The organism is Delftia sp. HK171, assembly GCF_001886655.1.
Lineage (GTDB): Bacteria > Pseudomonadota > Gammaproteobacteria > Burkholderiales > Burkholderiaceae_C > Comamonas > Comamonas acidovorans.
Genome location: NZ_CP018101.1, coordinates 246,382 through 273,159, shown reverse-complemented (window position 1 = coordinate 273,159; position 26,778 = coordinate 246,382). Strand labels below are relative to the sequence as shown.

The following is a 26,778-nucleotide window of genomic DNA, read 5'->3' as shown; positions in this document are numbered from 1 at the left end:
CCTCAGGGTCTGGCTGCTGGTGTGCGCTGCAGCCACAGGTGCCGGGCCGCCGCGAGAAGGGAGCATGCATGACGGCATGGCGATGGTTGACGGTGCTGTGGCTGTGGGCCGCCGGTGCCTGGCTGGCCTGGGGAGGCGCGCAGCTGCTGTGGGCCGGGGGCAGCGGCTACTACGTGGTGGCAGGTGTGCTGCTGTTGGCCGTGGGCCTGGGCGTGGCGCGCCGGTCGGCCATGGCGCTGTGGCTGTTTGCGCTGTGGCTGCTGGGCACCGCGCTGTGGGCGGTCTGGGAGATAGGGCTGGACTGGTGGCCGCTGGCGGGGCGCCTGGGGGTGCCCTGGTTGATGGGCCTGCTGCTGGTGCTGCCCTGGTCGGTGCGTGCGCTGCGCCATGAGCCCGACATGGGCCAGAACCGGGGCCTGGCACCAGCCCATGCGGCGCTGGCTCTGGTGGTGCTGGGCACGGCCATTCTTGCGGGCCTGTCATTCGGGCGCCAGCGCGATGCCCATGAAACCCAGGGCCAGTTTGCGGGCGCGGCCGCCGCCGCGTCGGACCTGCCGGCCGACGGCCAGGTCACGGCCGTGCAGAACATGTCCATGGTCGCCTCCGATGCCGGTGGCCTGCGCAGCCCGCCGGTGCTGCAGGGCGATGCCACCGATGCCGTGCCCGATGGCGAATGGCACGCCTACGGCCGCACCGGAGCGGGCCAGCGCTATTCGCCGCTACGCCAGATCGGCCCGCACAACGTGCGGCTGCTGCAATTGGCCTGGGAGTTCCGCACGGGCGATGTGCGCGGCAAACCCGGCGATCCCGAAGAAACCACGTTCGAGGTCACGCCGCTGAAGATCGGCGAGCGCCTGTTCCTGTGCACGCCCCACCAGTCGGTGATTGCGCTCGATGCCACCACGGGCAAGCAGCTGTGGCGGCGTGACCTGCCCATGCCCAAGGGGCTGGCGCTGCAGCATCTGACCTGCCGGGGCCTGTCCTACCAGTCGGCGCAGGCGGCCGCGCAGTTCGACGCGGCGGCAGGGCAGACGCATTCGGCGGTGGCGCCGGCTGCAAGGAAGTCCGGCGCGCAGGCCATGTCTGCACCCACCGCCGCATCCACGGCTTCGGCTTCTGCAGCCCCTGGCGATGACGGCCGCTGCACCGCCAAGCTGTTCATGGCCACGGCCGACGGCAAGGTGGTCGCACTCAATCCCGCAGATGGCCAGACCTGCAGCAATGTGGCGGGCGGCCAGGGCCAGATCGACCTCTGGCAGGGCATGCCCGAGCGCAAGCCGGGCTCGTACTACTCGACCTCGCCGGTGGTGGTGGCACGCGACCGCATCATCGTGGGCGGCACGGTGCTGGACAACCATTCCACGCGCGAGCCTTCGGGCGTGATCCGTGCGTTCGACATCCGCTCGGGCGCGCTGCTGTGGGCCTGGGACCCGGGGCGGCCAGGCAACAGCACGCCGCTGCCCCCGGGGCAGACCTATGTGCCCAGCTCGCCCAACAGCTGGTCCATCTCCAGCGTGGACGAGACGCTGGGCCTGGTCTTCGTGCCCATGGGCAATGCGCCGCCCGACCAATGGGGCGGGCGGCGCAGCGCCGAGGCCGAGCAGTATTCGTCCTCGGTGGTGGCGCTGGACATTGCCACGGGTGCCGTGCGCTGGGTGTTCCAGACCGTGCACCACGATCTCTGGGACTACGACGTGCCCTCGCAGCCCAGCCTGATCGACCTGGAGATCGGCGGCCACAGCGTGCCCGCCCTGGTGCAGCCCACCAAGCAGGGCGAGCTGTTCGTGCTGGACCGGCGCACGGGCCAGCCGCTGCTGCCCGTCACCGAGGTGGCTGCGCCGCAGGGCGCGGCACGCGGCGACCGCACGGCGCCCACGCAGCCGCATTCGCAACTGAGCTTCAACCCCCCGGCCCTGACCGAGCGCGACATGTGGGGCGCCAGCCCCTTCGAGCAACTGTGGTGCCGGCTGGCCTTTCGCCGCCTGCGCTACGAGGGGCGCTTCACGCCGCCCTCGGAGCAGGGCTCGCTGATCTATCCGGGCAATTTCGGCGTCTTCAACTGGGGCGGCGTGGCCGTGGACCCGCGCCGGCAGGTGGTGTTTGCCACGCCCACGCGGCTGGCTTTCGTCTCCACCCTGGTGCCGCGCGCGGACGATACCTCGCTGCTGGTGCAGGATGGCGGCCCGCCCAAGGACGGCCTGCCCGCGCTCAACGAAAACTTCGGCGCACCGTTTGCGGTGCGGCTCAAGCCCTTTGTCTCGCCGCTGGGCATTCCCTGCCAGGCGCCGCCCTGGGGCTTTGTGGCGGGTGCCGACCTGCGCACGGGCCAGATCGTCTGGCAGCGCCGCAACGGCACGCCGCGTGACCTGAGCCCGCTGCCGCTGGGCTTTCGCATGGGCGTGCCCGGCATTGGCGGCCCGGTGATGACCGCTGGCGGCGTGGCCTTCTACTCGGGGGCACTGGACAACTATGTGCGCGCCTATGACGTGGACAGCGGCCGCCAGCTCTGGCAGGACCGCCTGCCTGCTGGCGGCCAGGCCACGCCCATGACCTACCTGGGCACGGACCAGCGCCAGTACCTGGTGGTGGTGGCGGGTGGGCATGGTTCGACCGGCACCAAGGCCGGGGACAGCGTGCGCGCCTATGTGCTGCCCAAGGAGGTGGCGGCGCCCTGAGCGCTCAGCGCCGTGGGGGTCTGCGCCGGCTCATGCCGATCCGGCCCGGCCCAGCATGCGCAGCACGCGCGTGACCAGCAGCGCGGCCACCCAGGCCAGTCCGCCGATCAAAAACGGCAGGCGCAGCAGCGCGCCTTGCTGAGCGAACAGCATCAGCGCGTCCGCCTTCCAGAGCACGGCATAGCCCGTGTACAGGCCGTAGGCCAGCCAGGCCAGCGCCCCCAGGGCGAACAGGGCCGCCATGCGCCGGGCGCTGCGGCCATCGCGCGAATCCGCGGGCAGGGCGCGCGTGCCGTGCCAGACCCAGCCGATGGAGGCGAGCACCAGCAAGGCACTGGCTGCCACGGACAGCTGCAGCCAGGTATGGGGAGAGAGTGAGGACATCAAAAGGAAACTGCGCGCCGGCACCGTGCCGGCCGCAGCGAGTGTAGCGGCGCCGTGCTTTGCGCCGCCTGCGCGCTCAGGCCGGCTGCCAGACGGTGGCGCCGTGGCCCTGGCCGCCGCTTCCGGGCACGGCATGGATGCCCAGCACGGCCGCGTGGCGCTGCAGCAGGGCGTCGAATTGCTCGGTGCTTTCCGCCGTGGCCGGGGCGTCGTCGTATTCGCTGGCCACCTGGTCCGTGGTAAAGGAGCTTGCGCCGAACTTCTGGACGATGTTGCGCAGCTTGTCGAGATTGGGGCTGGTGGATGGGGTCATGGCAACTCCTTGGGGTCATGGACGCCTGCTGCGCCGCAGGCCTGTGGACCAGTGTAGCCCCGGGGCCTGGGCAGGCCATCCGGGGCATCCCCGCAAAGCGGCGTAGGACTTGGAACCCGCCGTCAGCCGCCCGTGGCCACGGGGCCGGCGCTCAGCACTTCGGCCAGCGGCTTGCGGGGCGAGGGCACCTCGCGCTCGCGCAGATCGTCGGGCAGGGTGGCCGCATCGCCACGCCAGCCCACGGCGATCACCACCTCGGGCTCCAGGTGCTCGGGCAGGCGCAGCACCTCGCGTGCGGCGTCGGCCGAGAAGCCGCCCATGGCGTGCGTGGCCAGGCCCATGGCGTGGGCTTGCAGCGCCAGGTAGCCCCAGGCGCAGCCCGCGTCGAAGCTGTGCTTGCCGGGCGAGGCCTGGCGGTCGGACATCAGCACGATCAGCGCGCCCGCCTCCAGGCACCAGCGGCGGTTGAACTCGTTGGGAATGGTGCTGAAGTCCTGCCAGTTCGCATCGCCGCGCAGCGCATAGGCAAAGTGCCAGGGCTGCTTGTTGCTGGCCGAAGGCGCCCAGCGCGCGGCGTCGGCCAGTTGCTCGATCTGGGCCTGGCTCAGTGCCTCCGGCTTGAAGGCGCGCGGCGACATGCGGCCCAGGAATTGCGGATGGATGGGAGTGGTGGTGTTGCGTGTCATGCGGATGGGCGGCAAGCAGAAAGGAAAGCGGCAACGATAGCGCAAGGCCTCAGGGCTGGCGCGGTGCCTGGCCATGCTGCTGGCTGATCACGCGCAGGTGGCGCTCCATGCGGATGAAGACCAGCACCATCACCACCAGCACGAGGAATGACATCAGCATGCTCCAGAAGGCCGTCTCCACGGCGCCGAAGCGCTCCTTCCAGGAGCTGCTGCCGTGGCTGTCCTCGCCGCGCAGCGCGCGCGCCGCATTGTCCAGGGACAGCGTGTAGTTCAGCAGCACCGTGGACAGGATCTGCTGGGCCGTCTGCGCCTGCAGCCGCGGCTCCAGGGCGGCATTGCCGAAGACCTGCTCCAGCGCGGCGGGCAGGCCCTGCACATAGGCCGCATAGGCGCCCTTGCCATGTTCCAGCTCGGCGGCCTGGGCACGCTCATGGATGGCGGCGGCGGTATCCACGGGCTCGACCATCCAGCCGTCTTCCTCGCCGGTGGAGGCGGCTGCGGCAGCCGCTGCATCGGCAGCCGCATCCACGGCCCCGGCATCGCCTTCGCGCTGCCCGCGTTCCTGGATGCGGCGCTGCACATCGGCCTCGGACGGCAGGGCGTCGCCTTGCAGCAGCGGGTGCAGCGGCGCCAGGCCCCGGGCCTGGTTGTCCCGCTCGGTGCGCTCGCGCCGCGCAGGATCCTTGTTCACGTAGGCGCGCACCAGGGCGTCGGCCTTCTGGAAGGCGGGGCGCAGCGCCGGATCGGCCAGGCGCTTTTCCATGGCGGGTTCGCCGCCGCCCGCGCCCAGGTCGCGGCTGGTTTCGTCCACGACGAACTGCAGGTCGGGCCTGGCGTCCTTCCAGTTCAATTCCTGGGCCACGGCCTGGGGCGCCTCGGCCTTGCCGGGCCTGAAGCTCTCCCAGGTCCACAGTGCCATGCCCACCAGCACGAGCAGGGAGAACACCAGCAGCACCACGCGCACCACCTGCACCAGCAGGTCCTCGATCCTGCGCAGCATGTTTGTAATCATCGGATTCCTCGGTTGGTTCGTAAAACAAGGGCGCGTCCGGCCCGCCTGCAGGCCTGTTCTGTTGCTATTGATTTGAAAGCGCCGGACACAGACGCGCGAATTCTAGGAAGGCTGCCGCGCACGGGCGCACCGGTTCTCAATGTTTTACATTTCGCGCCAATCTCGAAGTGTGCATGTGCTCCCGTGGCATGCACCGTCCTGCAATGAGCGTCTGCCGGATGGCCGGGTGTTCATGGCCGCAGGGCGCATGGTTCTCCCGCTTGCGGGCGCGCAGGCTTTGGGCCTACCGGCTGTAGCGGCTTCCCGAATCCGCTGTAATGCTCGCTCTGATTTCTGACTGACTAGAGAGGGCTCGCCCATGACCAAAACGTCGCTGGATAAATCGAAGATCAAGTTCCTGCTGCTCGAAGGCATCCATCCTTCCGCACTCGAAGTGCTGCGCAACGCGGGCTACACCAATGTGGAGACCGTGACGGGTGCGCTGGAAGGCGAGGAGCTCAAGCGCAAGATCGCCGACGTGCACTTCGTCGGCATCCGTTCGCGCACGCAGCTGACGGCCGACGTGTTCGCCGCCGCGCAAAAGCTCGTGGCCGTGGGCTGCTTCTGCATCGGCACCAACCAGGTGGACCTGGACGCGGCGCGCGAGCGCGGCGTGGTGGTCTTCAACGCGCCTTACTCCAACACGCGCTCGGTGGCCGAGCTGGTGCTGGCCGAAGCCATTCTGCTGCTGCGCGGCGTGCCTGCCAAGAACGCCTCCGCCCACCGCGGCGGCTGGCTCAAGAGCGCCGAGAATTCCTACGAAATCCGCGGCAAGACGCTGGGCATCGTGGGCTACGGCTCCATCGGCACCCAGCTGTCGGTGATGGCCGAGTCGGTGGGCATGCAGGTGCTCTTCCATGACGTGTCCACCAAGCTGCCGCTGGGCAATGCGCGCCAGGCCGCATCGCTGGCCGATCTGCTGGCCGGCAGCGACATCGTCACCCTGCACGTGCCCGAGCTGCCCTCCACCCAGTGGATGATCGGCGCCAAGGAAATCGCGGCCATGAAGCCCGGCGCCATCCTGATCAATGCCTCGCGCGGCACCGTGGTGGAAATCGAGCCGCTGGCCGAGGCCCTGAAGGCTGGCAAGCTGCTGGGCGCCGCCATCGACGTGTTCCCCACCGAGCCGCGCAGCAACAAGGATGAATTCGTCTCGCCCCTGCGCGGCCTGGACAACGTCATCCTGACCCCGCATGTGGGCGGCTCCACCATGGAAGCCCAGGCCAACATTGGCCTGGAAGTGGCCGAGAAGCTGGTCAAGTACAGCGACAACGGCACCACCACCTCGGCCGTGAACTTCCCCGAAGTGGCCCTGCCCGCCCACCCCGGCCAGAACCGCATCCTGCACGTGCACCACAACCAGCCCGGCGTGCTGTCGGCCATCAACCAGGTGTTTGCCGAGAACGGCATCAACATCGCCGGCCAGTACCTGCGCACCGACGAGAAGGTGGGCTATGTGGTGATCGACCTGGCGGCCCAGTCCTCGGGCCTGGCCGTGGAAAAGCTGACCCAGGTTCCGGGCACCATCCGCTGCCGCGTGCTGTTCTGATGGCCAGGTTTCAGGATGCTGCGCTTGGGCGCACTTCCTGAAACTGGCGCATTGCCGGGTCGCCCTATCTGCCCGGCTGCAGCAGCAGCCGCATCAGATCCGTGCGCGTGATCAGGCCGGTCAGCCGGCCTTCGCGCATCACGGGAATGCAGGGCACGCTGTGCCGGGCCAGGGCGTCCAGCAACTGGCCCACGGGCGTGTCTTCGTCCACGCTGAGTTCAGGCGCATGAACCAGCTGGGGCAACTCCGACAGGCGGGGCGCGGCCCGGGTCTTGCCGGGCAGGCGCTGGCCCAGCCAGTTCAACAAAGAAGGTTTTGCCGCAGATTCGGCCGGGCGCACGGGGCTCATCCACAGCCACTCGTACAGCTCGGCACGGGAGACCGTGCCGGCCAGGCCGCCATCGGCGTCCAGCACCGGCAGGCTCTTGGCCGGGTGCGCGCGAAAGCGTGCGGCCACGGCGTGCACGTCGTCGTCCAAGGAACAGCTCACGGGATCGCGCGTCATGAGCTGGGCGCAGCGCACGCCGCCCAGCCGGTGCTCGATGGCGGTTTCCTCGGCGGCGGCCAGCAGCTCGGCCAGGTCATCGGCTTCCAGGTTGTTTTCCTGGCCGAAGCGCAGCAGCAGCGCCTCCAGATCGGCATGGGACAGGCCCAGGCGCGAGGCATGGCGGTGGGCCGCATCGGCGGGCGCGGCCTTGGGCGCCGTGTCGGCATGGTGCGGATAGCGCCGGCCCGTGGCGCGGTGGAGCGCCGTGGCCGCCAGGACCAGCCCCAGTGTCAGCGCGCCCACGGGCAGGAAGGGCAGCATCCAGCCGGCGGCCAGCGAGGCCTTGGCGTTGAGCACCGTCAGCAGGGCCATGGCGCCACCTGGCGGGTGCAGCGAGCGCGTCAGCAGCATGCAGCCTATGGCGCCGCCCACGGCCAGTGCAGGGGCCAGCTGGGGCGGGCACCACTGCAGCACGAACAGGGCCCAGAGCGCCGACACCGTATTGCCCACCACGCAGCACCAGGGCTGGGCCAGCGGGCTGGTGGGCACGGCGAACAACAGGACGGCCGTGGCGCCCAGCGGCGCGAACAGGCGCAGGGGAAGATCCCAGGTGCCCGCATGCGCCAGCCAGACCAGGGCCGTGGCCAGCCCCATGCCCACGATGGAGCCCATGGCCACGCGCCACATGTCCGCAGGCGCGGGGCGTGGCACCACCGGCCCCCATGCTTTTCTGTTCCAGCCCATGGCCTTGTTGTCTTTTTGTCTTTGTCTGCGCGGCCCCGGGGGAGGGCTGCAAAAGCGCGTCATTTTAGGAAGGGACGCCGCTCTTGCTGGCAGCATGGGCTTTGCACCCTTTCGGTGCGGCGCGCCTGTCGGCTCAGTCCACCACGGACTGGTACACGCCCTCGCGCATCACCCAGCGGTAGGGAATGCGCTGGGCCATGGACTGCATCATGAGGATGGCGAACAAATCCTCCTTCGGATCGACCCAGAAGAAGGTGCCGTAGATGCCGCTCCATGAAAAATCGCCCACGCTGCCCGGCAGCGGGTTGAGGCCGGGCGCCGTGCGCACCGCAAAGCCCAGGCCGAAGCCCTGGCCCACCTCGGGCGAGGGCAGCTGGGCGCCGAAATACGCCATGTCCGGCCCCATGCGCACGCTGGCGGGCAGGTGGTTGGTGGTCATCAGCTCCACGGTCTTGCGAGAGACCAGGCGCACGCCGTCCAGCGTGCCGCCGTTGCACCAGAACAGGCACAGCCGCGCATAGTCGGCCATGGTCGAGACCATGCCGCCGCCGCCCGACTCGAACATCATGGCGCGCGTGACCGGGGGGATGGGTGGCATCTGTTTCTGCGGCCCTTCGGGCTGGGGCCTTGCGGCGCGTGCGATCTCGCTGTCGGGCGCATGGAAGCCCGTGTCGGCCATGCCCAGCGGCCCGGTGATGTGCTCGCGCACGAAGGCGGCCAGCGTCTGGCCGCTGACCACCTCGACCACGCGGCCCAGCACGTCGGTGGACATGCCGTATTCCCAGGTCTCGCCGGGCTGGGCCACCAGCGGCAGCTGCGCGAGCCTGGTGATGAACTGCGCATTGGTGAACTTGCCGCTGAACAGGCCCGCATCCAGGTACATCTTCTTGACGGGGTGCTCGGTGCCGGCGAATCCGTAGGGAATGCCGGAGGTGTGGCGCAGCAGGTCCTGTAGCGTGATGGGCCGCGCCAGCGGCGCGCGCTCCAGGCCCACGCGCAGCGCGGCCAGCTCGGGCAGGTACTGCTCCACGGGCTCGATGATGGACAGCCGCCCCTGCTCGGCCAGCATCATGATGGCCAGCGAGGTGATGGGCTTGCTCATGGAGGCGATGCGGAAGATGGCATCGGGCCGCATGGCCGTGCCGGCCTCGGGGTCCAGCAGGCCGAAGCTCTCCAGGTAGGCCAGCTTGCCGCGCCGCGCCACCAGGGCCACGGCGCCCGGGATCTCGCCGGTGTCCACGCCGCGCTGCAGCCGGGCCGACAGGCGCGTCAGGCGCGCGCTGCCCAGGCCCACGGTTTCAGGGGAGTCGGCCCAGGGCAGGCCGGGGATGTGCAGGCGGTCGGTGCTGGCGGTCATGGAGTCTCCTGTGGTGTGCGCCGATTGTTCCGGCAGATGGCCTGGTGCGCTGTTGGCTGCGGGACAGCGGCGTGCGGGTGCAGCGGGCATGCCGCCGCTAAACTGGCCCGCAGGAGACAACGACACCATGAAGCAGATCATTCTGGCCGCCGCAGCCTGCGCGGCCGCCGCCTTGGCCATGCCGGCCAGCGCCGCCTATCCCGACAAGCCCATCCGCCTGGTCGTGCCCTTCCCGCCCGGGCAGGCCACGGACATCTTTGCGCGCGCGCTGGCCGAAAAGCTCGCCCAGAAGCTGGGCCAGCCGCTGGTGGTGGAGAACAAGGCCGGGGCCGGCAGCAACATCGGCAGCGAGCAGGTGGTGCGCAGCCCGGCCGACGGCTACACGCTGCTCGTGGCCGGCAGTGCCATGGCCGTGAACCAGACGCTGTACAAGAAGGTGAATTTCGACCCGCGCACCGACCTGGTGGGCATCACGCTGATCGCCAAGGTGCCGCTGGTGTTCCTGGCGCACCCGGGTGCGGGCATCCAATCCATGAAAGATCTGGTGGACAAGGCGCGTGCCGAGCCGGGCCGCTGGAACTACGCCAGCGCCGGCATCGGCGGCACCCAGCACCTGAGCGCCGAGATGGTCAAGGCGCGCGCCAAGATACAGATAGAGCACATTCCCTACAAGGGCAGCGGCCCCGCGCAGGCGGACTTCGTGGGCGGCCAGGTGCCGCTGATGGTGGATTCGGTGACGGCCGCCCTGCCCAATATCCAGGCGGGCAAGGCGGTGCCACTGGGTGTGACCTCCAGCGCCCGCTCCAGCCAGCTGCCCGAGGTGCCGGCCATTGCCGAATCGGGCCTGCCCGAGTTCCGGGGCTTCGAGGCCGTGGGCTGGCTGGGCCTGATGGCGCCCAGGGGCACGCCGCAGGAAGTGATAGACCGGCTCAACCGCGAGGCCGTGGCCATCCTGCGCAGCCCCGAGATGCGCAAGTTCATCAGCGACCGGGGATCGGAGGCTGCGCCCACCACGCCCCGCGAGATGGATGCCTTCGTGGCCTCCGAGATCACGCAGTGGGGCCAGGCCGTGCGGCAGTCGGGCGCCTCGGTGGATTGAGGCAGGCGCCCCCCGGAGCGCGTGGGGGCGCCCGCTGCGGCCGGTCAGGCCAGCTTGGCCTTGAGCAGCTCGTTGACCTGCGCCGGGTTGGCCTTGCCCTTGGAAGCCTTCATGACCTGGCCGACCAGGGCGTTGAAGGCCTTGTCCTTGCCTGCGCGGTACTGCTCCACGTTGGCCGGGTTGGCGGCGATCACCTCGTCGATGATCTTCTCCATGGCGCCCGTGTCGTTCATCTGCTTGAGGCCCTTGGCCTCGATGATGGCATCGACATCGCTGCCTTCACCGCTCCACAGCGCCTCGAAGACCTGCTTGGCGGCGTTGTTGGAGATGGTGCCGTCGCCGATGCGCTGGATCAGCGCTGCCAGCTGGGAGCTGGAGACCTTGGCGGCCTCCATGCCGATTTCCTCGGTGTTCAGGCGGCGCGAGATCTCGCCCATGATCCAGTTGCTGGCCAGCTTGGGCGCATTGCAGGCCCGGGCCGTGTCCTCGAAGTAGGCGGCCATGGCCTGGCTTTGCGTCAGCGTGGTGGCGTCGTACTCGGGCAGGGCGTACTGCTCGACAAAGCGCGCGGCCATGGCGCGCGGCAGCTCGGGCATGTCGGCCCTGACCTGTTCCACCCACTCGGGCGCGACCACCAGCGGCGGCAGGTCCGGGTCGGGGAAGTAGCGGTAGTCGGCCGCGTCTTCCTTGGTGCGCATGGAGCGCGTCTCGCCCGTGTCGGGGTCGAACAGCACGGTGGCCTGCTGGATGCGGCGGCCGTCCTCGATTTCCTCGATCTGCCAGCGGATCTCGTAGTCGATGGCCAGCTGCATGTTCTTGAAGCTGTTGAGGTTCTTGATCTCGCGGCGCGTGCCCAGCGGCTGGCCGGGCTTGCGCACGGAGACGTTGGCGTCGCAGCGGAAGCTCCCTTCCTGCATGTTGCCGTCGCAGATACCGATCCAGGTCACGATCTGGTGCAGCGTCTTGGCGTAGGCCACGGCTTCTTCCGTGCTGCGGATGTCGGGCTCGGTCACGATCTCCAGCAGCGGCGTGCCGGCGCGGTTCAGATCGATGCCCGACTGGCCGATGAAGTCCTCGTGCAGCGACTTGCCGGCGTCTTCCTCCAGGTGGGCGCGCACCAGGCGGATGGTCTTCTTCTCGTCGCCGAGGAAGAAGGACACTTCGCCGCCCTGGACCACGGGAATCTCGAACTGCGAGATCTGGTAGCCCTTGGGCAGGTCGGGGTAGAAGTAGTTCTTGCGCGCGAAGATGCTGCGCGGCGCAATGTGCGAGCCCAGCGCCAGGCCGAGCCGGATGGCGCACTCGACGGCCTTTTTGTTCATCACCGGCAGCGTGCCGGGCAGCGCCATGTCCACGGCGCAGGCCTGGGTGTTGGGCTCGGCGCCGAAGGCGGTGCTGGCGCGGCTGAAGATCTTGGACTGGGTGGCCAGCTGGGCGTGGGTCTCGAAGCCGATGACGACTTCATAGCCCTGGATGAGTTTCGCGGTCATGGGGTCTCAGATGCCCTTCGGAGCTTGAAGGTGAAAGTCGGTGGCCTGCTGGAAGCGGTGGGCGGCGTTGAGCAGCTGGCCTTCCTTGAAGTAGTTGCCGATCAGCTGCAGGCCCACGGGCATGCCGGCCTCGCCAAAGCCTGCGGGCACGCTCATGCCGGGCAGGCCGGCCAGCGATGCGGGCAGCGTGAAGATGTCGGCCAGGTAGTTGGCCAGCGGGTCGCTCTTTCCGCCCAGCTGCCAGGCCACGGTGGGCGCGGCGGGGCCGGCGATCACGTCGCACTGCTGGAAGGCGGCCTGGAAGTCGTCGGCGATCATGCGGCGGATCTTCTGCGCCTGCAGGTAGTAGGCGTCGTAGTAGCCCTCGGACAGCACGTAGGCGCCGATCATGATGCGGCGCTTGACCTCGTCGCCAAAGCCCTGGGCGCGGGTCTTCTTGTACATGTCCACCAGGTCCGTGTAGTCCTTGGCGCGGTGGCCGAACTTCACGCCGTCGAAGCGCGACAGGTTGGACGATGCCTCGGCCGGGGCCAGGATGTAGTACACGGGAATCGACAGCTCGGTGCGGGGCAGCGAGATGGGCACCAGGCGGGCGCCCAGCTTCTCGTATTCCTTGAGCGCGCCATCCACGGCGGCGCGCACGTCGGCCGACAGGCCTTCGCCGAAGAACTCGGCGGGGATGCCGATGCGCAGGCCTTCGATGCCGTCGTTCAGGCGGGCCGTGAAGTCCTCGGCGGGCACGTCCAGGCTGGTGGAGTCGCGGTCCAGGTCGGGGCCGCACATCTCGGACAGCAGCAGGGCGCAGTCCTCGGCGCTCTTGCCCATGGGACCGGCCTGGTCCAGGCTGGAGGCGAAGGCGATCATGCCGTAGCGGCTGGCGCGGCCATAGGTGGGCTTGATGCCCGTGATGCCGCAAAACGATGCGGGCTGGCGGATGGAGCCGCCCGTGTCGGTGCCGGTGACGGCGGGCGCCAGGCCGGCGGCCACGGCCACGGCCGAGCCGCCCGAGGAGCCGCCGGGCACGCGGTCCGTGTTCCAGGGGTTGCGCACGGGCGCGGGGGCGTCGAAGCCCACGGGCGCGATGGCCGAGTTCTCGTTGGCCGAGCCCATGGCGAATTCATCGCAGTTGAGCTTGCCCAGCGTCACGGCGCCGGCCTCGGCCAGGCGCGTCACCACGGTGGCGTCGAAGGGCGAGCGGTAGCCGGCCAGCATCTTGCTGGAGGCCGTGGTCGGGAAGTCGCGCGTGACGAAGATGTCCTTGTGCGCAATGGGCACGCCAGCCAGGCGGCCGCCCTTGCCCTGGGCAATCAGGGCGTCGGCAGCGCGGGCCTGGGCCAGGGTGGCCTCTTCGTCGATGCTGACGAAGGCGCCCAGGTTCTGGTGCGCCTGGGCGCGGGCCAGGAAATGCTGGGCGGCTTCGACGGCGCCGAGCTTGCGCTCGCGCAGCAGGGCCGACAGGGCCGACACGCCGAGCGTGTGCAGATCAGTGGTTTGCTGGGTCATGTATGGGGTGCGGAAAACGGGGACGGATGCCAGTGACGAGGGCGCGCGGCGCTTACTCGATCACCTTGGGGACCAGGAACAGGCCGCGCTCGACGGCCGGTGCGCTGCGCTGATTGGCGTCGCGCTGGTCGGGCTCGCTGGCAATGTCCTCGCGAAGACGCAGGGCAATGTCCTGGATGGCGGCGACCGGATGTGACAGCGGGCTGACGCCTGAAGTATCCACAGCCTGCATCTTCTCCACGATGCCGAAAAAATCATTGAGCTGGCCTAGCATGCGCTCACTCTCGGTGGAGGAGAGCTCAAGTCGTGCCAGGTTCGCGATGCGTGCGATGTCTTGTGCGTTCAGTGCCATAGGATTTTTGAAGGGGGCAACGGGATGTAAACCCGTATTTCAAGCCCCGGCAGTAGAAGTTATTCACAGGGGATACGGTATTATCTCGGCTTTGCCGCAATACCCTCTCCGAGCCGGTCATTGTGCGAAAAGCCAACCCCATCCAGACTCCCTAACTTTCATCCCGGCGATGGCAGGCCGACGAGCATGCCGTGCCTGAGAGGACTCTCGTAATGTTCGGAGCTTTCCGTCGGTATTTCTCCACCGACCTTGCCATTGATCTTGGCACAGCCAACACCCTGATTTTCGCCCGCGACAAGGGCATTGTTCTGGACGAACCCTCCGTTGTCGCCATCCGCCACGAAGGCGGGCCGCACGGCAAGAAGGTGATCCAGGCGGTGGGCCGCGAGGCCAAGGCCATGCTGGGCAAGGTGCCCGGCAACATCGAGGCCATCCGCCCGATGAAGGACGGCGTGATTGCCGACTTCGTCATCACGGAGCAGATGATCAAGCAGTTCATCAAGATGGTGCATCCGCGCTCGGTGCTCACGCCCAGCCCGCGCATCATCATCTGCGTGCCCTGCGGCTCCACCCAGGTCGAGCGCCGCGCCATCAAGGACGCGGCCGAGGCGGCAGGCGCCACCTCCGTCTACCTGATCGAGGAACCCATGGCTGCCGGCATCGGCGCCGGCCTGCCGGTGTCCGAGGCTTCTGGCTCCATGGTGGTGGACATCGGTGGCGGCACCACCGAAGTCGGCGTCATCTCGCTGGGCGGCATGGTCTACAAGGGTTCCGTGCGCGTGGGCGGCGACAAGTTCGACGAAGCCATCATCAGCTACATCCGCCGCAACTACGGCATGCTGATCGGCGAGCCCACGGCCGAGTCCATCAAGAAGAACATCGGCTCGGCCTTCCCCGGCTCCGAAGTCAAGGAGATGGAAGTCAAGGGCCGCAACCTCTCCGAAGGCGTGCCGCGCAGCTTCACCATCTCGTCCAACGAGGTGCTGGAAGCCCTGACCGATCCGCTCAACCAGATCGTCAGCGCCGTCAAGAACGCGCTGGAGCAGACACCGCCCGAGCTGGGCGCCGACATTGCCGAGCGCGGCATGATGCTCACCGGCGGCGGCGCGCTGCTGCGTGACCTGGACCGCCTGCTGGCCGAAGAAACCGGCCTGCCCGTGCTGGTGGCCGAAGAGCCGCTGACCTGCGTGGTGCGCGGCTGCGGCATGGCGCTGGAGACCATGGACCGCCAGGGCAGCATCTTCACCAGCGACTGATGCGGCGCAGGCCGGGGTCCGTTGTCGCGGGCCCGGGGCCGCAGCCGTCTGACTGCAACGACTTTTCTCCCCCTTCCGTGGTGACCTGCATGCTTGCCCTGCCTTCCTTCGCACCGGGACCGGCCCGTGCTTTCCAGGCTGCAGCAAGTGCGGCAGGGCAGGCCCTGCCACGCGGGAGGGCCGCATGAATCCCAATACCCTGGACCACTCGGCGCCCTCGCTGTTCAAGCGGCGGCCTTCGCGGGTCTCGCAACTGGCCCTGTACAGCGCCCTGGCGCTGTTCCTGATGGTGGCCGACGCGCGTTTCAGGATCACCGATCCCGTGCGCGTGGCCGTGGCCACCGTGCTGTACCCCGTGCAATGGGTGATGCTCAAGCCGGTGCAGGCCGTGCACGACGCCAGCCGCTACCTGGGCTCGCTGGACGATGCTCAGGCCCGCGAACAGGCCGCGCGCAAGGAACTGGTGGCCATGGCCCAGCGTGCATCGCTGGCCGACGAGCTGATCCAGGAAAACGATCACCTGCGCGAGCTGCTGCAGCTGCGCGATCGCCTCACCACGCCCGGCACCGCTGCCGAGGTGGTCTACGACAGCCCCGACCTCTATACGCGCCGCGTGGTCATCGACCGTGGCCAGGTGGATGGCATAGACCAGGGCTCGCCCGTGCTCGATGAAAAGGGCGTGGTCGGCCAGGTCACGCGCGTGTATCCGCTGCGTGCCGAGGTCACACTGCTCATCGACCGCGACCAGGCCATTCCCGTCTTCAACCCGCGCACCGGCGCGCGCAGCGTGGCCTATGGCGATCCGTCGCCGCTGCGCACCGGCGGCATCGAGCTGCGCTTCATGCCCAGCAATGCCGATGTCCAGGAAGGCGACCTGCTGACCACCAGCGGCGTCGATGGCCTGTACCCGCCGGGCCTGCCCGTGGCCAAGGTGGTCTCGGTGGAGCGCCGCGCCGACTCGGCCTTCTCGCGCATCTACTGCGAGCCCGTGGGCCGCGTGCAGGGCGTGCGCCACGTGGTGGTGCTCAAGCCGCTGGACCGCGCCACCCACCCCGAGGCGGAAGGCGCCGCAGAACCCCTGCGCGCCGGCAAGGGCAAGGAAAAAGACAAGGGCAAGGAAAAAGACAAGGCCAAGGACGGCAAGGGCAAGGAAGCCTCCAAGGACGGCGGCAAGGCCGGCAAGACAGATGCGCCGGCCACGCCTGCCGCACCCGCTGCTCCCGCCGCACCCGCCTCCGCCAGGAAGGAGCCCGCATGATCATGCCGCGCGGCCAGCAGCTGCTGCTGCCGGTCAACCCCCTGTTCATCGTCGTCAGCCTGCTGGCGGCGCTGGCACTCAACATGCTGCCGCTGGGCCGCCAGGCCTGGCAGCCCGACCTGCTGATGGTGCTGCTGGCCTTCTGGGCGCTGAACCAACCCCAGCGCGTGGGCATGGGCGTGGCCTTTTTGCTGGGCCTGTGCATGGATGTGGACCGCTCCTCCCTGCTGGGCCAGCATGCGCTGGCCTATGCGCTGCTGGTGTTCGCGGCCGGCGCCATGGGCCGGCGCCTGTCCTGGTTCTCCACGCCCGTGCAGGCGCTGCACCTGCTGCCCCTGTTCGCCGTCGTGCACGGCCTGCAGGTGCTGCTGCGCATGGTGGCCGGCGGCATCGTGCCCGGCCCGCTGGTGGTGGTGGCTCCCTTGATCGAGGCCCTGCTGTGGCCCCTGGTCAGCGGCCTGCTGCTGGCGCCGCAGCGCCGTCCGCCGGACAGTGACGAGAACCGTCCCCTGTGAGGCTTGACGCGTGATGGAAATCCGCAATACAGAAGCCGAGCTGCAGCGATTCAGGCTGCGCGCATGGGTGATGAGCGTGGTGGTGCTGCTGGCCTTCGGGCTGGTGGTGGCGCGGCTGCTGGTGCTGCAGGTGCAGCGCCATGAGGAGCTGGCCGAGCGCGCCGAAAGCAATCGCACGGCCGTGGTGCCCATCGTGCCCAACCGGGGCCAGATCCTGGACCGCAACGGCGTGGTGCTGGCCACCAACTACTCGGCCTATACGCTGGAGATCATGCCCTCGCGCGCGGGCAATCTTGAAGAGACCATCGACGGCCTGGCCGAGATCGTCGAGATCACGCCGCGCGACCGCCGCAAGTTCAAGCGCCTGGTGGATGATTCCCGCAGCTTCGACTCCCTGCCCATCCGCACGCGCCTGACCGATGACGAGGTCGCGCGCTTCGCCGCGCAGCGCTACCGCTTCCCGGGCGTGGACATCAAGGCGCGGCTGTTCCGCACCTACCCCATGCAGGACACGGCCAGCCACGTCATCGGCTACATAGGCCGCATCAACCAGCGCGAGAAGGAAGCACTGGAAGACTCCGACGACGCCGCCAACTACCGGGGCACCGACGTCATCGGCAAGCTGGGCGTGGAGCAGAGCTACGAAACCGACCTGCACGGCCAGACCGGCTGGGAAGAGATGGAAACCTCGGCCGGCGGCCATGCCGTGCGCAAGCTCGGCAGCCGCCCCGCCACGCCCGGCGACAGCCTGGTGCTGTCGCTGGACATCAAGCTGCAGCGCATGGTGGAGGAGCTGTACGGCGACCGCCGTGGCGCCCTGGTGGCCATCGATCCGCGCAGCGGCGAACTGCTGGCCATGGTCAGCCGCCCGACCTTCGACCTGAATCTCTTCGTCGATGGCATCGACCAGGAAAGCTGGGCCGCGCTCAACGAATCCATCAACCGCCCGCTGCTCAACCGCGCGCTGCGGGGCACCTATCCGCCGGGCTCCACCTACAAGCCCTTCATGGCGATTGCCGCGCTGGAGTCGGGCAAGCGCCGCCCCGACACCACCATCATGGACAACGGCAGCTGGACCTTCGGCGGCCACACCTTCCGCTCGGGCCACCCCAACGGGCCGACCAACCTGCGCCGCTCCATCATCAAGTCGTCCAACGTGTACTACTACATGCTGGCCAACGACATGGGCGTGGACATGATCCACGACTACATGAAGCCGCTGGGCTTCGGCCAGATCACCGGCATCGACGTGCGCGGCGAGGCGCGCGGCGTGCTGCCCAGCACCGAGTGGAAGCGCAACACCTACAAGCGGCCCGAGCAGAAGAAGTGGTACGCGGGCGAGACCATCTCGCTGGGCATCGGCCAGGGCTACAACAACTTCACCATCCTGCAGCTGGCCAACGCCATGTCCACGCTGGCGGCCAAGGGCGTCAAGCACCGGCCCCACCTGGCCGTGGGACGTGTCGATGCCGTGACGCAGCAGTTCTCGGCCATCAACAAGGACCCCGGCACCAGCATGGGCTACAAGCCCGAGAACGTGGAAGCCGTGCGCGCCGCCGTGGCCGCCGTGACGGTGGAGGGCACCTCGCGCGGCATCTTCGGCAACGCGCCCTACACCTCCACCGGCAAGACCGGCACGGCCCAGGCCGTGGGCGTGCGCCAGAACGAGAAGTACAACGCCTCGCGCCTGTCCGAGTTCCAGCGCGACCACTCGCTGTACATCGCCTACGCGCCGGCCGACAACCCCACCATCGCCGTCGCCGTCATCGTGGAGAACGCCGGCTTTGGCGCCGCCGCCGCCGCGCCGCTGGCACGCCGCGTGTTCGACTACTGGCTGCTGGGCCGCTACCCCAGCCTGGAGGACATGGCCGCCATGCGCAAGGGCCAGGCCGGCGTGCCCATAGGCGCCCCGCGCCGCGTCTCCGAAATCACGCTGGACGCAGAAACCGTGAACCTGCCCGGCCTGCCGCGCTACGAGCCGCCCGAGGCATCGGTGCCCGTGGCATCCAACCGCGCTGCCGCACTGCCGCCGCCGTCTGCTGGCGAGCTGGAGGATTGAGAAAGCAAAAGAGCCGGCATTGCCGGCTCTTTGTTTTCTTGAGCAGCCTGCGTGCGCAGGCCCAGGCCTCAATGCCCCATGCGCCCGATGAACGCCGCGATCCGCTCGCTGGCCGGGTTGCCGAAGAACTCGGCCGGTGGGGCCTCGTGGGCAATGCAGCCCTGGTCGAAGAACATCACGCGGTCGGCGACCTCGCGGGCGAAGCCCATTTCGTGGGTGACCACGATCATGGTCATGCCGCCGCGTGCCAGCTCGCGCATCACGTCCAGCACCTCCTGCACCATCTCCGGATCCAGCGCGCTGGTGGGCTCGTCGAACAGCATCACCTGCGGCTCCATGGCCAGGGCGCGGGCAATGGCCACGCGCTGCTGTTGGCCGCCCGACAACTGCCACGGGTACTTGTGGGCATGGGCCTGCATGCCCACGCGCTCCAGCAGGGCCATGGCCTTGGCATTGGCCTGGGCGCGCGGCGTTTTGTGGATGCGGCGCGGCGCCAGGGTCACGTTGTCCAGCACCGTCATGTGGCCGAACAGGTTGAACTGCTGGAACACCATGCCCACTTCGCAGCGCTGCTTTTGCAGCGTGGCTTCGTTGTCGGTGACTTCGACGCCATCGATGGTGATGCGCCCGCCGTCGTGCGGCTCCAGCCGGTTGATGGCGCGCAGCAGCGTGGACTTGCCCGAGCCCGAGGCGCCGATGATCACCGTCACCTCGCCCGTGCAGAACTGCGTGGAAACGCCCTTGAGCACCTGGTGGCTGCCGAAGGACTTGGTGACCTTCTCGGCCACGATGTAGGGCATGCCCCGTGCCAGCTTGTCGGCGCTCATTTGTGGCGGCCCTCCACGTCGAAGCGGTACTCCACGGCAGCCGTGACCTGGGTCACCAGCGTGGTCAGCACCAGGTAGGTCACGCCCACGGTGACCAGGGTCTCCACGGGCTGGAAGGTGGCCGACTGGATGCGGTTGCCCACATTGGTCAGCTCCACCACGCCGATGGCGTACGCCAGCGACGAATCCTTGAGCAGGGCCACGAAGTTGCTCACCAGCGGCGGCAGCGAGATCTTGAAGGCCTGCGGGAACACCACGTCCATGAAGACGCAGATGCGCGGCAGGCCCAGGGCGCGTGCGGCCTCGGCCTGGCCGCGCGGCACGGCCTGCAGGCCGGCGCGCACGGCTTCGGCGTTGTAGGCGCCCACGTTCAGCGCCAGTGCAATGCAGGCGGCTGCGAAGTCGGGCAGGTTCAGGCCCGGGATCAGCACCGGCAGCGCGAAGTAGATGAACAGGATCTGCACCAGCAGCGGCGTACCGCGGATCGCCCAGACGTAGAAGCCCGCGGCCCAGCGCAGGGCGGCCGTGCGCGAGGTGCGCGCCAGCGCGGCGGCGATGCCCAGCACCAGGCCGGCGGCGCCGCTGACCAGCGTCAGATACAGCGTGGTGCGCGCGCCTTCGGCGAAGGTGTCGGCATTGGAGCCTATGGGCTCGGGCAGCAGGGACAGCAGTTGCCCCAGCAGCGAAACCACGAGCACCATCAGCAGCAGGGCCGTGACCAGGGTGGCGTTGCTGCGCTGCGAGCGGCTCCAGTGGGCGGGCCAGAGGACGGTAAGCATAGGTGGGCTAGAAACAAAAAGGCGCCCTGCAAGTGGGCGCCGGTCGGGCAGATCTGCCCGGGGCCTCAGTCAGGGCAGCGGATGTCTTCGTGGAAGTATTTCTGCGACAGCTTGGCGTAGCTGCCGTCGGCCAGGGCTTCCTTGAAGGCCTTGTTCCAGGCATCGGCCAGCGACTTGTTGTCCTTGGCCACGGCGGCGGCAATGCGCTCGACCAGCAGCAACTCGCCCTGCTTGAGCTGGGCATTGGGGTTCTTCTGCTGCAGTTCCTTGGCAATGAAGCGTTCGGTCACCCAGGCATCCACGCGCTTGGACAGCAGCGCATTGCGGGCGGCCTCGTTGGTGGGGAAGTTGACCAGGCGCTTGATGCCGGGCAGGTTCTTCTCCATGTACTGCATATAGGTGGTGCCGGTCTGCACCGACACCGTCTTGCCCGCCAGGTCCTTGGCCGAGCGGATGGCCGGGTCCAGCGACATCACGATGGCGCCAGAGCAGTAGTGGGGCTGGGTGAAGGTCACGGCCTTCTCGCGCTCGGGCGTGATGCCGTGCGAGGAAATCACCAGATCCCAGCGGTCCTGCTGCAGGCCGGTGAGCAGGGCGTCGAAGCTGATGGTCTTCCACTCGTACTTCACGCCCATCTTGGCGGCCATCATCTGGGCCAGCTCGACTTCGAAGCCGGTCAGCTGCTTGCCCTCGAAATGGGCGAAGGGCGCGTAGTAGCCCTCGGTGGCCAGGCGAAGCGTGCCTTCCTTCTGGATGGCGTCGAAGGGGCGGGCCTGAACGCCGGCGGCGGTCCACAGGGCCAGCGCGGCGGCGGCGATGACGGTAAAGCGTTTCATGGAACTCCTGGGCTGTCGCTCAAGACCTGACCCCGGCGCCGCAGCATGAAGAAAGCGCCAAGGCACGCATCAGTGCATGGGCCATGGACGGCGGGGCCGGTTTTTTGCGGCTGGTCGGCTGGTCGGGTACGGCCGCTGGCAGGGGTGCGACATGCACCAGCCGCCGCAGCTCAAGGCGAAAAGTCGGCAATTATAGAAGGTTGCCGTCGCCAACGCCGATGGCAGGTGTTGCGAACGCCGCTGGCCCGTGCTCAGGCGATGAAGGCGTCGTAGCCGGTCTTGAGGATCAGCAGGCTCACCACGCCGATGAAAATGCCGCGCACAAAGCCCGTTCCATGGCGCAGGGCCATGTGCGTGCCCAGCATGGCGCCCAGCACATTGGCCACCGCCATGGGCACGGCCAGGTGCCACCAGATATGGCCCTTGAGCGCGAACAGCGCCAGCGCAGCCAGGTTGGTGGCCATGTTCAGCAGCTTGGCCGAGGCCGACGCGTTCAGGAAGTCATAGCCCATCAGCCGCACGAACAGGAACACGAAGAAGCTGCCCGTGCCGGGGCCGAAGAAACCGTCGTAGAAACCAATCACCAGGCCGATGGCGCAGGCGATCAGCGTCTCGGCGCGGCCCGAATAGTGCGGCGTGTGGTGGCGGCCCATGTCCTTGCGCGCCAGCGTGTAGGCCAGCACGCCCAGCAGCACCAGCGGCAGCAGGCGGCGCAGGAAATCGGGGGAGATCTGCGTGACGGCCCAGGCGCCCGCAAAGGAGCCCGCCATGCCCACGCAGGCGGCCGGCATCATCGCGCGCCAGGGCAACTGCACCTTGCGGCCGTACTGCCAGGTGGACATGGCCGTGCCCCAGACCGAGGCGCTCTTGTTGGTGCCCAGCAGCGTGGCGGGCGGCGCGGTGGGGAAGGTGGCGAACAGCGCGGGCAGCAAGATGAGGCCCCCGCCGCCCACGATGGCGTCCACGAAGCCGGCCAGCATCGAGGCCAGCGAGACGATGATCCATTCCATAGGGCGGCGATTGTCGCACCGCCCAGGTGCCGCAGCAGGCTGGCCGCAGGCATAAAAAAAGCGCCGGACTTGCCGGCGCTCTGGGAAATGCATCTTGAGATGCTATTTATGAATGTTGATCTGGTTGTGTACGAGTTGTCTCCTCGGCCCCTCTTGTGCAGCACTGTGGTGCCGCGAGAGTGGGTGGACTTTAATGGTCGCACCTGGGTGGTGCATCGGGGATTTCCCGCAGTTACCGCAAAAGTGCGGGATTGCACCAGCAAAGGGCCGTGAACACCGGGCGCCGGGGCTTTGACGCCAGGGCGACCATTCGTTCCTCATCGATCCGTTTCTGCCGACAACAACCCTGATTCGCTCGGACTTGCTGCCCCTCAGGCCGCCATCGCCACCGCTGCGTCGGCTGGTGCCGCCGTCGCTGTCGTTAGCCCTGCCTGTCCCTGCCGGTCCGCAAGAATCCAGCCGGCGGCCTTCTCCGCCATCATCAGCGTCGGGCTGTTGGTATTGCCGCTGGTGATGCGCGGCATGGCGCCTGCATCGATCACGCGCAGGCCCTGTACGCCGCGCACGCGCAGGCGGCTGTCCAGCACGGCCATGGGGTCGTCGGCGCGGCCCATCTTCGTCGTGCCAACGGGGTGGAAGATGGTGGTGGCGATGTCGCCGGCCAGGCGCGCCAGATCCTCGTCGCTCTGGTACTGCACGCCGGGCTTCCATTCCTCGGGGGCGAAGCGCGCCAGCGCGCTCTGGCTGACGATGCGGCGCGTCACGCGCAGGCTGTCGGCGGCCACCTGCCGGTCCTCGGGTGTGGACAGGTAGTGCGGCGCAATGGCCGGCGCCTGGCGGAAGTCCCCGCTGTGGATGCGCACCGTGCCCCGGCTCGTGGGATTGAGGTTGCAGACGCTGGCCGTGAAGGCCGGAAAACCGTGCAGCGGCTCGCCGAAGGCGTCCAGCGACAGCGGCTGCACGTGGTACTGGATATTGGGGTGCTCCTGCTGCGGGCTGCTGCGCGTGAAGGCCCCCAGTTGGGAGGGCGCCATGCTCATCGGCCCGCTGCGGCGCAGCAGGTATTCCAGGCCGATGCCGGCCTTGCCCCACAGCGAATTGGCCATGGTGTTCAGCGTGCGCGCGCCCTTGATCTTGTAGACCGAGCGGATCTGCAGATGGTCCTGCAGGTTCTCGCCCACGCCGGGCAGGTCGTGGCGCACGGCAATGCCGTGGTTCTGCAGCAGCGCGCCCGGACCGATGCCCGACAGCTGCAGAATCTGCGGGGAGTTGACGGCGCCCGCGCACAGCAGCACCTCCCGGCTTGCCTGCACGTTGACCATTTCCGAGCCGGTCCAGACCTGGGCGCCGCTGCAGCGCAGGCCGCCGGCGGGCAGCTGTTCGAACAGCAGCTGGCTGACCTGGGCATGGGTCCACAGCTCGAAGTTGGGGCGGCCATAGCAGGTGGGCCGCAGGAAGGCCTTGGCGGTGTTCCAGCGCAGGCCGCCCTTTTGGTTGACCTCGAAGTAGCCCACCCCCTCGTTGCTGCCGCCGTTGAAGTCCTCGGTGGCCGGAATGCCGGCCTGCTGGGCGGCTTCGGCAAAGGCGTCCAGGATGTCCCAGCGCAGGCGCTGCCGCTCCACGCGCCATTCGGCGCTGCCGCCCGTGCCCGCGCCGCCGTGCAGGGCACGAAAGCCTGCATCGGCATTGCCGCCGGCATCGAGCCGCCAATGGCTTTCATGCTGGCGGAAGGCCGGCAGCACCTGGTCCCAGCGCCAGGCGCCGTCCCCGGTCAGCTCGGCCCAGCCGTCGTAGTCGCGGGCCTGGCCGCGCATGTAGATCATGCCGTTGATGCTGGAGCAGCCGCCCAGCGTCTTGCCGCGCGGATAGCGCAGGCTGCGGCCGTTGAGCCCTGCGTCGGGCTCGGTCTGGTAGAGCCAGTCGGTGCGCGGATTGCCGATGCAGTACAGGTAGCCCACGGGGATGTGGATCCAGTGGTAGTCGTCCTTGGCGCCTGCCTCGATCAGCAGCACGCGGCTGCGGCCATCGCGCGAAAGCCTGTTGGCCAGGAGGGCGCCCGCCGTGCCGGCGCCGATGACGATGTAGTCGAAGGTGGTGTTGCTCATGGAGATGGGCGGGCGTCCGCTGCGGGCCGGAGCGTCCTTGGTAGCCGGGGTTGGTGCTTCGGCCCATTGTGCGGACGGTATGCGCACTGTCGAGAGGGAAAGCGCGCTGGACTCCTTTTTTTGCAGCATCGCATGCAGCAGTCATGGCGGTCGCGCTGGTTTTTTGATAAAAATTGCACGCGTAGGGCAAAGCTGTCGTGCGCACGGCGCCGCCAGGCAATCTGCGGCCCGTGCCGCTCGGTTATCCTGCGGTCTTGGCTGCAATGCCGCCCGGCCCTGCCTGCGCGCCCCGCCTTCGCAACCCCCAAGGACTTTCCGCACTTGTCTGCCCTCAACAATCCCCCCCAATGCAGCCTGCGCCGCGACAACGACGGCCAGTGGGCGTTGCTGACCGGCTCCTGGGGCGCGGCCGAGCTGGGCCGGCGGGCGCAGTGGCGCAGGCTGCGTGCGCAGCTGGCCGATGCCAAGGGCGATGACCTGGGCTGGAACCTCGAAGGGCTGGACTGGCTGGACCACGTGGGCGCGCAGCTGCTGTGGAACCACTGGGGCCGTCGCCTGCCCGCGCGTCTTGCGGCCAGCGATGCGCAGCGCGCCATGCTCGAACGCGTGGGCCGTTTCTCCAAGGAACCTGCGCCGCCGCCCCCGCGCCCGAACCTGCTGGAGCGCATCGACAGCCTGGGCTGCCTGGTGATCAACGCCTGCGGCCATTTCGCGCAGATGACGCGGCTCATCGGCCAGTTGCTGATCGACCTGCTGCGCTTTGCGCGTGCTCCGCACCGGGGCCCCTGGCGCGACATCTCAGGCCATCTTTACTCCATGGGCGCCACGGCCCTGCCCATCACGGCCCTGGTGGGCTTTCTGATCGGCGTGGTGCTGGCCTACCTGATGGCGCTGCAGCTGCGCCAGTTCGGGGCTGAATCCTTCATCGTCAACATCCTGGGCATCTCGCTGATCCGCGAGCTGGGTCCGCTGCTGGCGGCCATTTTGGTGGCGGGCCGCACAGGCTCGGCCATCACCGCCCAGATCGGCGTCATGCGCGTGACCGAGGAATTGGATGCCATGCAGGTCATGGGCATACCGCACGGCTTTCGCCTGGTGCTGCCGCGCGCGCTGGCGCTGGCCATCGCCATGCCCCTGGTCTCGCTGTGGACCACGCTGGCCGCGCTGGCCGGCGGCATGCTCGCGGCCGACCTGACCATGGGCGTCACGGGCGCCTACTTTGCCGAGGCCCTGCCTGCCGCCGTGAAGATCGGCAACCTCTGGATCGCCATGGGCAAATCCGTGGTCTTCGGCGCCCTCATCGCCCTCATCGGCTGCCACTGGGGCCTGCGCGTGGAGCCCAATACGCAGAGCCTGGGCAAGGGCACGACGGCCTCGGTGGTGACGGCCATCACCATGGTGATCGTGGTGGATGCGATCTTCGCCATCTTGTTCAAGGACGTAGGCATCTGATGGCCATGGACACCGAAACCTCCCCCACGCCCGCAGCCGACGAGCCCATCGTGCGCATCGCCGGGCTGTGGAGCGTGTTCGGCGAAGGCGAGAACGCCTTTGCCGTGCACCAGGACCTGGACCTGGATGTGCAGCGCGGCGAGATGCTGTCCATCGTCGGCGGCTCGGGCACGGGCAAGACCGTGCTGCTGCGCCAGATGCTGGGGCTGCTGGAGCCCACCAAGGGCCGTGTCGAAGTGCTGGGCCGTCCGGCCAGCGAAATGGGCCGCGAGGGCGCCGCCAGCCGCGTGGGCATGCTGTTCCAGCATGGGGCGCTGTACTCGGCCTTCAGCGTGCTGGACAACGTGGCCTTCGCGCTGCGCGAGCAGGGCACGCTGCCCGACGATCTGGTGCGCGACGCGGCCCTGGTCAAGCTGCAGATGGTGGGCCTCAAGCCCGAGCATGCCTCGCGCATGCCGGCCGATCTCTCGGGCGGCATGATCAAGCGCGTGGCGCTGGCGCGGGCGCTGATCATGGACCCGCCCCTGCTGCTGCTGGACGAGCCCACGGCCGGCCTGGATCCCACCAGCTCCGACGAATTCTGCGAACTGCTGCGCGAGCTGCGTGCCGAGCTGGGCCTGACCGTCATCATGGTCACGCACGACCTGGACACGCTGTTCGCCCTGTCCTCGCGCGTGGCCGTGCTGGCCGAGAAGAAGGTGCTGGTCAGCGGCCCGCCGCGCGAAGTGGCCGAGTTCAAGCATCCGTTCATCGAGCATTTCTTCCAGGGGGAGCGCGGCAGGCGCGCGATGAGCACGGTATGAGAAGCCCCCCTGAGTCACTTCGCGCCTTCCCCCCTCTCGCTTTGCGGGGGGGGACGACACCCTCGCGGCGGGGCGGCCCTTGCTCGGTGTCCCTTGCCTTGGGGTGCGCCGGTTTTGAAGGCCGCGCTCTGAGTGCTGGCCCTTGGGGCTGTGGCCCCATGCCTTGTTTTGCTGGGCTCAACGTTATG

The 26,778-nt window shown here is 68.5% G+C and carries 23 protein-coding genes; 9 read left to right on the top strand and 14 right to left on the bottom strand.

Features of this window, described 5'->3' with window-relative positions; genetic code table 11:
* Window positions 1-68: 68 nt before the first annotated feature.
* Complete coding sequence (locus tag BO996_RS01250; protein ID WP_071953799.1) at window positions 69-2,675, top strand: membrane-bound PQQ-dependent dehydrogenase, glucose/quinate/shikimate family; 2,607 nt, start codon at window positions 69-71, stop codon at window positions 2,673-2,675.
* Between the two features lie 30 nt (window positions 2,676-2,705).
* Here the strand turns inward: BO996_RS01250 and BO996_RS01245 are convergent, their stop codons facing one another.
* From BO996_RS01245 to BO996_RS01230, 4 genes are all read right to left on the bottom strand, one after another.
* A complete protein-coding gene (locus tag BO996_RS01245) occupies window positions 2,706-3,059 on the bottom strand; it encodes a hypothetical protein (protein WP_065347694.1) in 354 nt (117 codons plus the stop codon).
* 76 nt (window positions 3,060-3,135) lie between these two features.
* Window positions 3,136-3,372 carry a hypothetical protein gene (locus tag BO996_RS01240; RefSeq protein WP_013800215.1) on the bottom strand — a complete coding sequence of 79 codons (237 nt, stop codon included), beginning with the start codon at window positions 3,370-3,372 and terminating at the stop codon, window positions 3,136-3,138.
* 122 nt (window positions 3,373-3,494) lie between these two features.
* On the bottom strand, window positions 3,495-4,058 hold the full coding sequence (locus tag BO996_RS01235; RefSeq protein WP_071956997.1) for a nitroreductase family protein: 564 nt from the start codon (window positions 4,056-4,058) through the stop codon (window positions 3,495-3,497).
* A gap of 49 nt (window positions 4,059-4,107) precedes the next feature.
* Window positions 4,108-5,070, bottom strand: a complete 963-nt coding sequence (locus tag BO996_RS01230) for a hypothetical protein (RefSeq protein ID WP_012202285.1) — start codon at window positions 5,068-5,070, stop codon at window positions 4,108-4,110.
* Between the two features lie 358 nt (window positions 5,071-5,428).
* On the opposite strand from BO996_RS01230, the gene serA reads away from it, so the two are divergent.
* Entirely contained in the window at window positions 5,429-6,658 is a 1,230-nt protein-coding gene (gene serA, locus BO996_RS01225; RefSeq protein WP_012202286.1) for a phosphoglycerate dehydrogenase, read from the top strand.
* Between the two features lie 64 nt (window positions 6,659-6,722).
* Here serA and BO996_RS01220 read toward each other — a convergent pair whose 3' ends face one another.
* The gene (locus BO996_RS01220) at window positions 6,723-7,859 is read right to left on the bottom strand and encodes an HPP family protein (protein WP_232240447.1); all 1,137 of its coding nucleotides are present in this window, start codon (window positions 7,857-7,859) and stop codon (window positions 6,723-6,725) included.
* 163 nt (window positions 7,860-8,022) lie between these two features.
* Window positions 8,023-9,246, bottom strand: coding sequence for a serine hydrolase domain-containing protein (locus tag BO996_RS01215; RefSeq protein WP_071953797.1), 1,224 nt, complete (start codon window positions 9,244-9,246; stop codon window positions 8,023-8,025).
* Between the two features lie 127 nt (window positions 9,247-9,373).
* On the opposite strand from BO996_RS01215, the gene BO996_RS01210 reads away from it, so the two are divergent.
* The gene (locus tag BO996_RS01210) at window positions 9,374-10,345 is read left to right on the top strand and encodes a tripartite tricarboxylate transporter substrate binding protein (RefSeq protein WP_013800220.1); all 972 of its coding nucleotides are present in this window, start codon (window positions 9,374-9,376) and stop codon (window positions 10,343-10,345) included.
* 44 nt (window positions 10,346-10,389) lie between these two features.
* Here BO996_RS01210 and gatB read toward each other — a convergent pair whose 3' ends face one another.
* Genes gatB through gatC form a run of 3 tightly spaced genes read right to left on the bottom strand, consistent with a single transcriptional unit; the run spans window position 10,390 to window position 13,690 of the window.
* Complete coding sequence (gene gatB, locus BO996_RS01205; protein WP_071953796.1) at window positions 10,390-11,835, bottom strand: Asp-tRNA(Asn)/Glu-tRNA(Gln) amidotransferase subunit GatB; 1,446 nt, start codon at window positions 11,833-11,835, stop codon at window positions 10,390-10,392.
* Window positions 11,836-11,841: 6 nt separating this feature from the next.
* Window positions 11,842-13,338 carry an Asp-tRNA(Asn)/Glu-tRNA(Gln) amidotransferase subunit GatA gene (gatA, locus tag BO996_RS01200; RefSeq protein WP_043821862.1) on the bottom strand — a complete coding sequence of 499 codons (1,497 nt, stop codon included), beginning with the start codon at window positions 13,336-13,338 and terminating at the stop codon, window positions 11,842-11,844.
* 52 nt (window positions 13,339-13,390) lie between these two features.
* Complete coding sequence (gene gatC / locus BO996_RS01195) at window positions 13,391-13,690, bottom strand: Asp-tRNA(Asn)/Glu-tRNA(Gln) amidotransferase subunit GatC (protein WP_012202292.1); 300 nt, start codon at window positions 13,688-13,690, stop codon at window positions 13,391-13,393.
* Window positions 13,691-13,902: 212 nt separating this feature from the next.
* Here gatC and BO996_RS01190 point away from each other — a divergent pair, with 212 nt between their 5' ends.
* From BO996_RS01190 to mrdA, 4 genes are all read left to right on the top strand, one after another.
* Window positions 13,903-14,946: a rod shape-determining protein gene (locus tag BO996_RS01190; protein WP_012202293.1), complete on the top strand. Its 1,044-nt coding sequence runs from the start codon at window positions 13,903-13,905 to the stop codon at window positions 14,944-14,946.
* Window positions 14,947-15,130: 184 nt separating this feature from the next.
* Complete coding sequence (gene mreC, locus BO996_RS01185; RefSeq protein WP_043821860.1) at window positions 15,131-16,204, top strand: rod shape-determining protein MreC; 1,074 nt, start codon at window positions 15,131-15,133, stop codon at window positions 16,202-16,204.
* Complete coding sequence (gene mreD / locus BO996_RS01180) at window positions 16,201-16,719, top strand: rod shape-determining protein MreD (protein ID WP_013800223.1); 519 nt, start codon at window positions 16,201-16,203, stop codon at window positions 16,717-16,719. The genes mreC and mreD overlap by 4 nt, the downstream gene beginning before the upstream one ends.
* A 13-nt stretch (window positions 16,720-16,732) precedes the next feature.
* Window positions 16,733-18,778, top strand: coding sequence for a penicillin-binding protein 2 (gene mrdA, locus BO996_RS01175; protein ID WP_043821858.1), 2,046 nt, complete (start codon window positions 16,733-16,735; stop codon window positions 18,776-18,778).
* Between the two features lie 68 nt (window positions 18,779-18,846).
* Here mrdA and BO996_RS01170 read toward each other — a convergent pair whose 3' ends face one another.
* The 5 genes from BO996_RS01170 to BO996_RS01150 all read right to left on the bottom strand — a co-directional run bounded on the left by BO996_RS01170 (window position 18,847) and on the right by BO996_RS01150 (window position 24,335).
* The gene (locus BO996_RS01170; RefSeq protein ID WP_012202297.1) at window positions 18,847-19,605 is read right to left on the bottom strand and encodes an amino acid ABC transporter ATP-binding protein; all 759 of its coding nucleotides are present in this window, start codon (window positions 19,603-19,605) and stop codon (window positions 18,847-18,849) included.
* Window positions 19,602-20,384, bottom strand: coding sequence for an amino acid ABC transporter permease (locus BO996_RS01165; RefSeq protein ID WP_012202298.1), 783 nt, complete (start codon window positions 20,382-20,384; stop codon window positions 19,602-19,604). The genes BO996_RS01170 and BO996_RS01165 overlap by 4 nt, the downstream gene beginning before the upstream one ends.
* Before the next feature lie 65 nt (window positions 20,385-20,449).
* Window positions 20,450-21,220 (bottom strand): ABC transporter substrate-binding protein, encoded by a 771-nt coding sequence (locus BO996_RS01160; RefSeq protein ID WP_013800225.1) that lies wholly within the window; start codon window positions 21,218-21,220, stop codon window positions 20,450-20,452.
* Between the two features lie 251 nt (window positions 21,221-21,471).
* Window positions 21,472-22,230: a sulfite exporter TauE/SafE family protein gene (locus tag BO996_RS01155; RefSeq protein ID WP_063327704.1), complete on the bottom strand. Its 759-nt coding sequence runs from the start codon at window positions 22,228-22,230 to the stop codon at window positions 21,472-21,474.
* 371 nt (window positions 22,231-22,601) lie between these two features.
* Window positions 22,602-24,335 (bottom strand): GMC family oxidoreductase, encoded by a 1,734-nt coding sequence (locus BO996_RS01150; RefSeq protein ID WP_071953794.1) that lies wholly within the window; start codon window positions 24,333-24,335, stop codon window positions 22,602-22,604.
* 321 nt (window positions 24,336-24,656) lie between these two features.
* Between BO996_RS01150 and BO996_RS01145 the strand changes: the two genes are divergently transcribed.
* Window positions 24,657-25,787: an MlaE family ABC transporter permease gene (locus BO996_RS01145; RefSeq protein ID WP_034397875.1), complete on the top strand. Its 1,131-nt coding sequence runs from the start codon at window positions 24,657-24,659 to the stop codon at window positions 25,785-25,787.
* Window positions 25,787-26,590, top strand: a complete 804-nt coding sequence (locus tag BO996_RS01140; RefSeq protein WP_063327701.1) for an ABC transporter ATP-binding protein — start codon at window positions 25,787-25,789, stop codon at window positions 26,588-26,590. The genes BO996_RS01145 and BO996_RS01140 overlap by 1 nt, the downstream gene beginning before the upstream one ends.
* Window positions 26,591-26,778 lie beyond the last annotated feature (188 nt).

Coding starts and splice junctions, on each gene's coding strand:
- BO996_RS01190 (WP_012202293.1), top strand. CDS start 13,903: ATGTTCGGAGCTTTCCGTCGGTATTTCTCCACCGACCTTGCCATTGAT.
- BO996_RS01215 (WP_071953797.1), bottom strand. CDS start 9,246: ATGACCGCCAGCACCGACCGCCTGCACATCCCCGGCCTGCCCTGGGCC.
- BO996_RS01155 (WP_063327704.1), bottom strand. CDS start 22,230: ATGGAATGGATCATCGTCTCGCTGGCCTCGATGCTGGCCGGCTTCGTG.
- BO996_RS01230 (WP_012202285.1), bottom strand. CDS start 5,070: ATGATTACAAACATGCTGCGCAGGATCGAGGACCTGCTGGTGCAGGTG.
- BO996_RS01240 (WP_013800215.1), bottom strand. CDS start 3,372: ATGACCCCATCCACCAGCCCCAATCTCGACAAGCTGCGCAACATCGTC.
- mreD (WP_013800223.1), top strand. CDS start 16,201: ATGATCATGCCGCGCGGCCAGCAGCTGCTGCTGCCGGTCAACCCCCTG.
- BO996_RS01250 (WP_071953799.1), top strand. CDS start 69: ATGACGGCATGGCGATGGTTGACGGTGCTGTGGCTGTGGGCCGCCGGT.
- BO996_RS01150 (WP_071953794.1), bottom strand. CDS start 24,335: ATGAGCAACACCACCTTCGACTACATCGTCATCGGCGCCGGCACGGCG.
- BO996_RS01235 (WP_071956997.1), bottom strand. CDS start 4,058: ATGACACGCAACACCACCACTCCCATCCATCCGCAATTCCTGGGCCGC.
- BO996_RS01165 (WP_012202298.1), bottom strand. CDS start 20,384: ATGCTTACCGTCCTCTGGCCCGCCCACTGGAGCCGCTCGCAGCGCAGC.
- BO996_RS01160 (WP_013800225.1), bottom strand. CDS start 21,220: ATGAAACGCTTTACCGTCATCGCCGCCGCCGCGCTGGCCCTGTGGACC.
- BO996_RS01170 (WP_012202297.1), bottom strand. CDS start 19,605: ATGAGCGCCGACAAGCTGGCACGGGGCATGCCCTACATCGTGGCCGAG.
- mreC (WP_043821860.1), top strand. CDS start 15,131: ATGAATCCCAATACCCTGGACCACTCGGCGCCCTCGCTGTTCAAGCGG.
- gatB (WP_071953796.1), bottom strand. CDS start 11,835: ATGACCGCGAAACTCATCCAGGGCTATGAAGTCGTCATCGGCTTCGAG.
- serA (WP_012202286.1), top strand. CDS start 5,429: ATGACCAAAACGTCGCTGGATAAATCGAAGATCAAGTTCCTGCTGCTC.
- mrdA (WP_043821858.1), top strand. CDS start 16,733: ATGGAAATCCGCAATACAGAAGCCGAGCTGCAGCGATTCAGGCTGCGC.
- gatC (WP_012202292.1), bottom strand. CDS start 13,690: ATGGCACTGAACGCACAAGACATCGCACGCATCGCGAACCTGGCACGA.
- BO996_RS01245 (WP_065347694.1), bottom strand. CDS start 3,059: ATGTCCTCACTCTCTCCCCATACCTGGCTGCAGCTGTCCGTGGCAGCC.
- BO996_RS01210 (WP_013800220.1), top strand. CDS start 9,374: ATGAAGCAGATCATTCTGGCCGCCGCAGCCTGCGCGGCCGCCGCCTTG.
- gatA (WP_043821862.1), bottom strand. CDS start 13,338: ATGACCCAGCAAACCACTGATCTGCACACGCTCGGCGTGTCGGCCCTG.
- BO996_RS01140 (WP_063327701.1), top strand. CDS start 25,787: ATGGCCATGGACACCGAAACCTCCCCCACGCCCGCAGCCGACGAGCCC.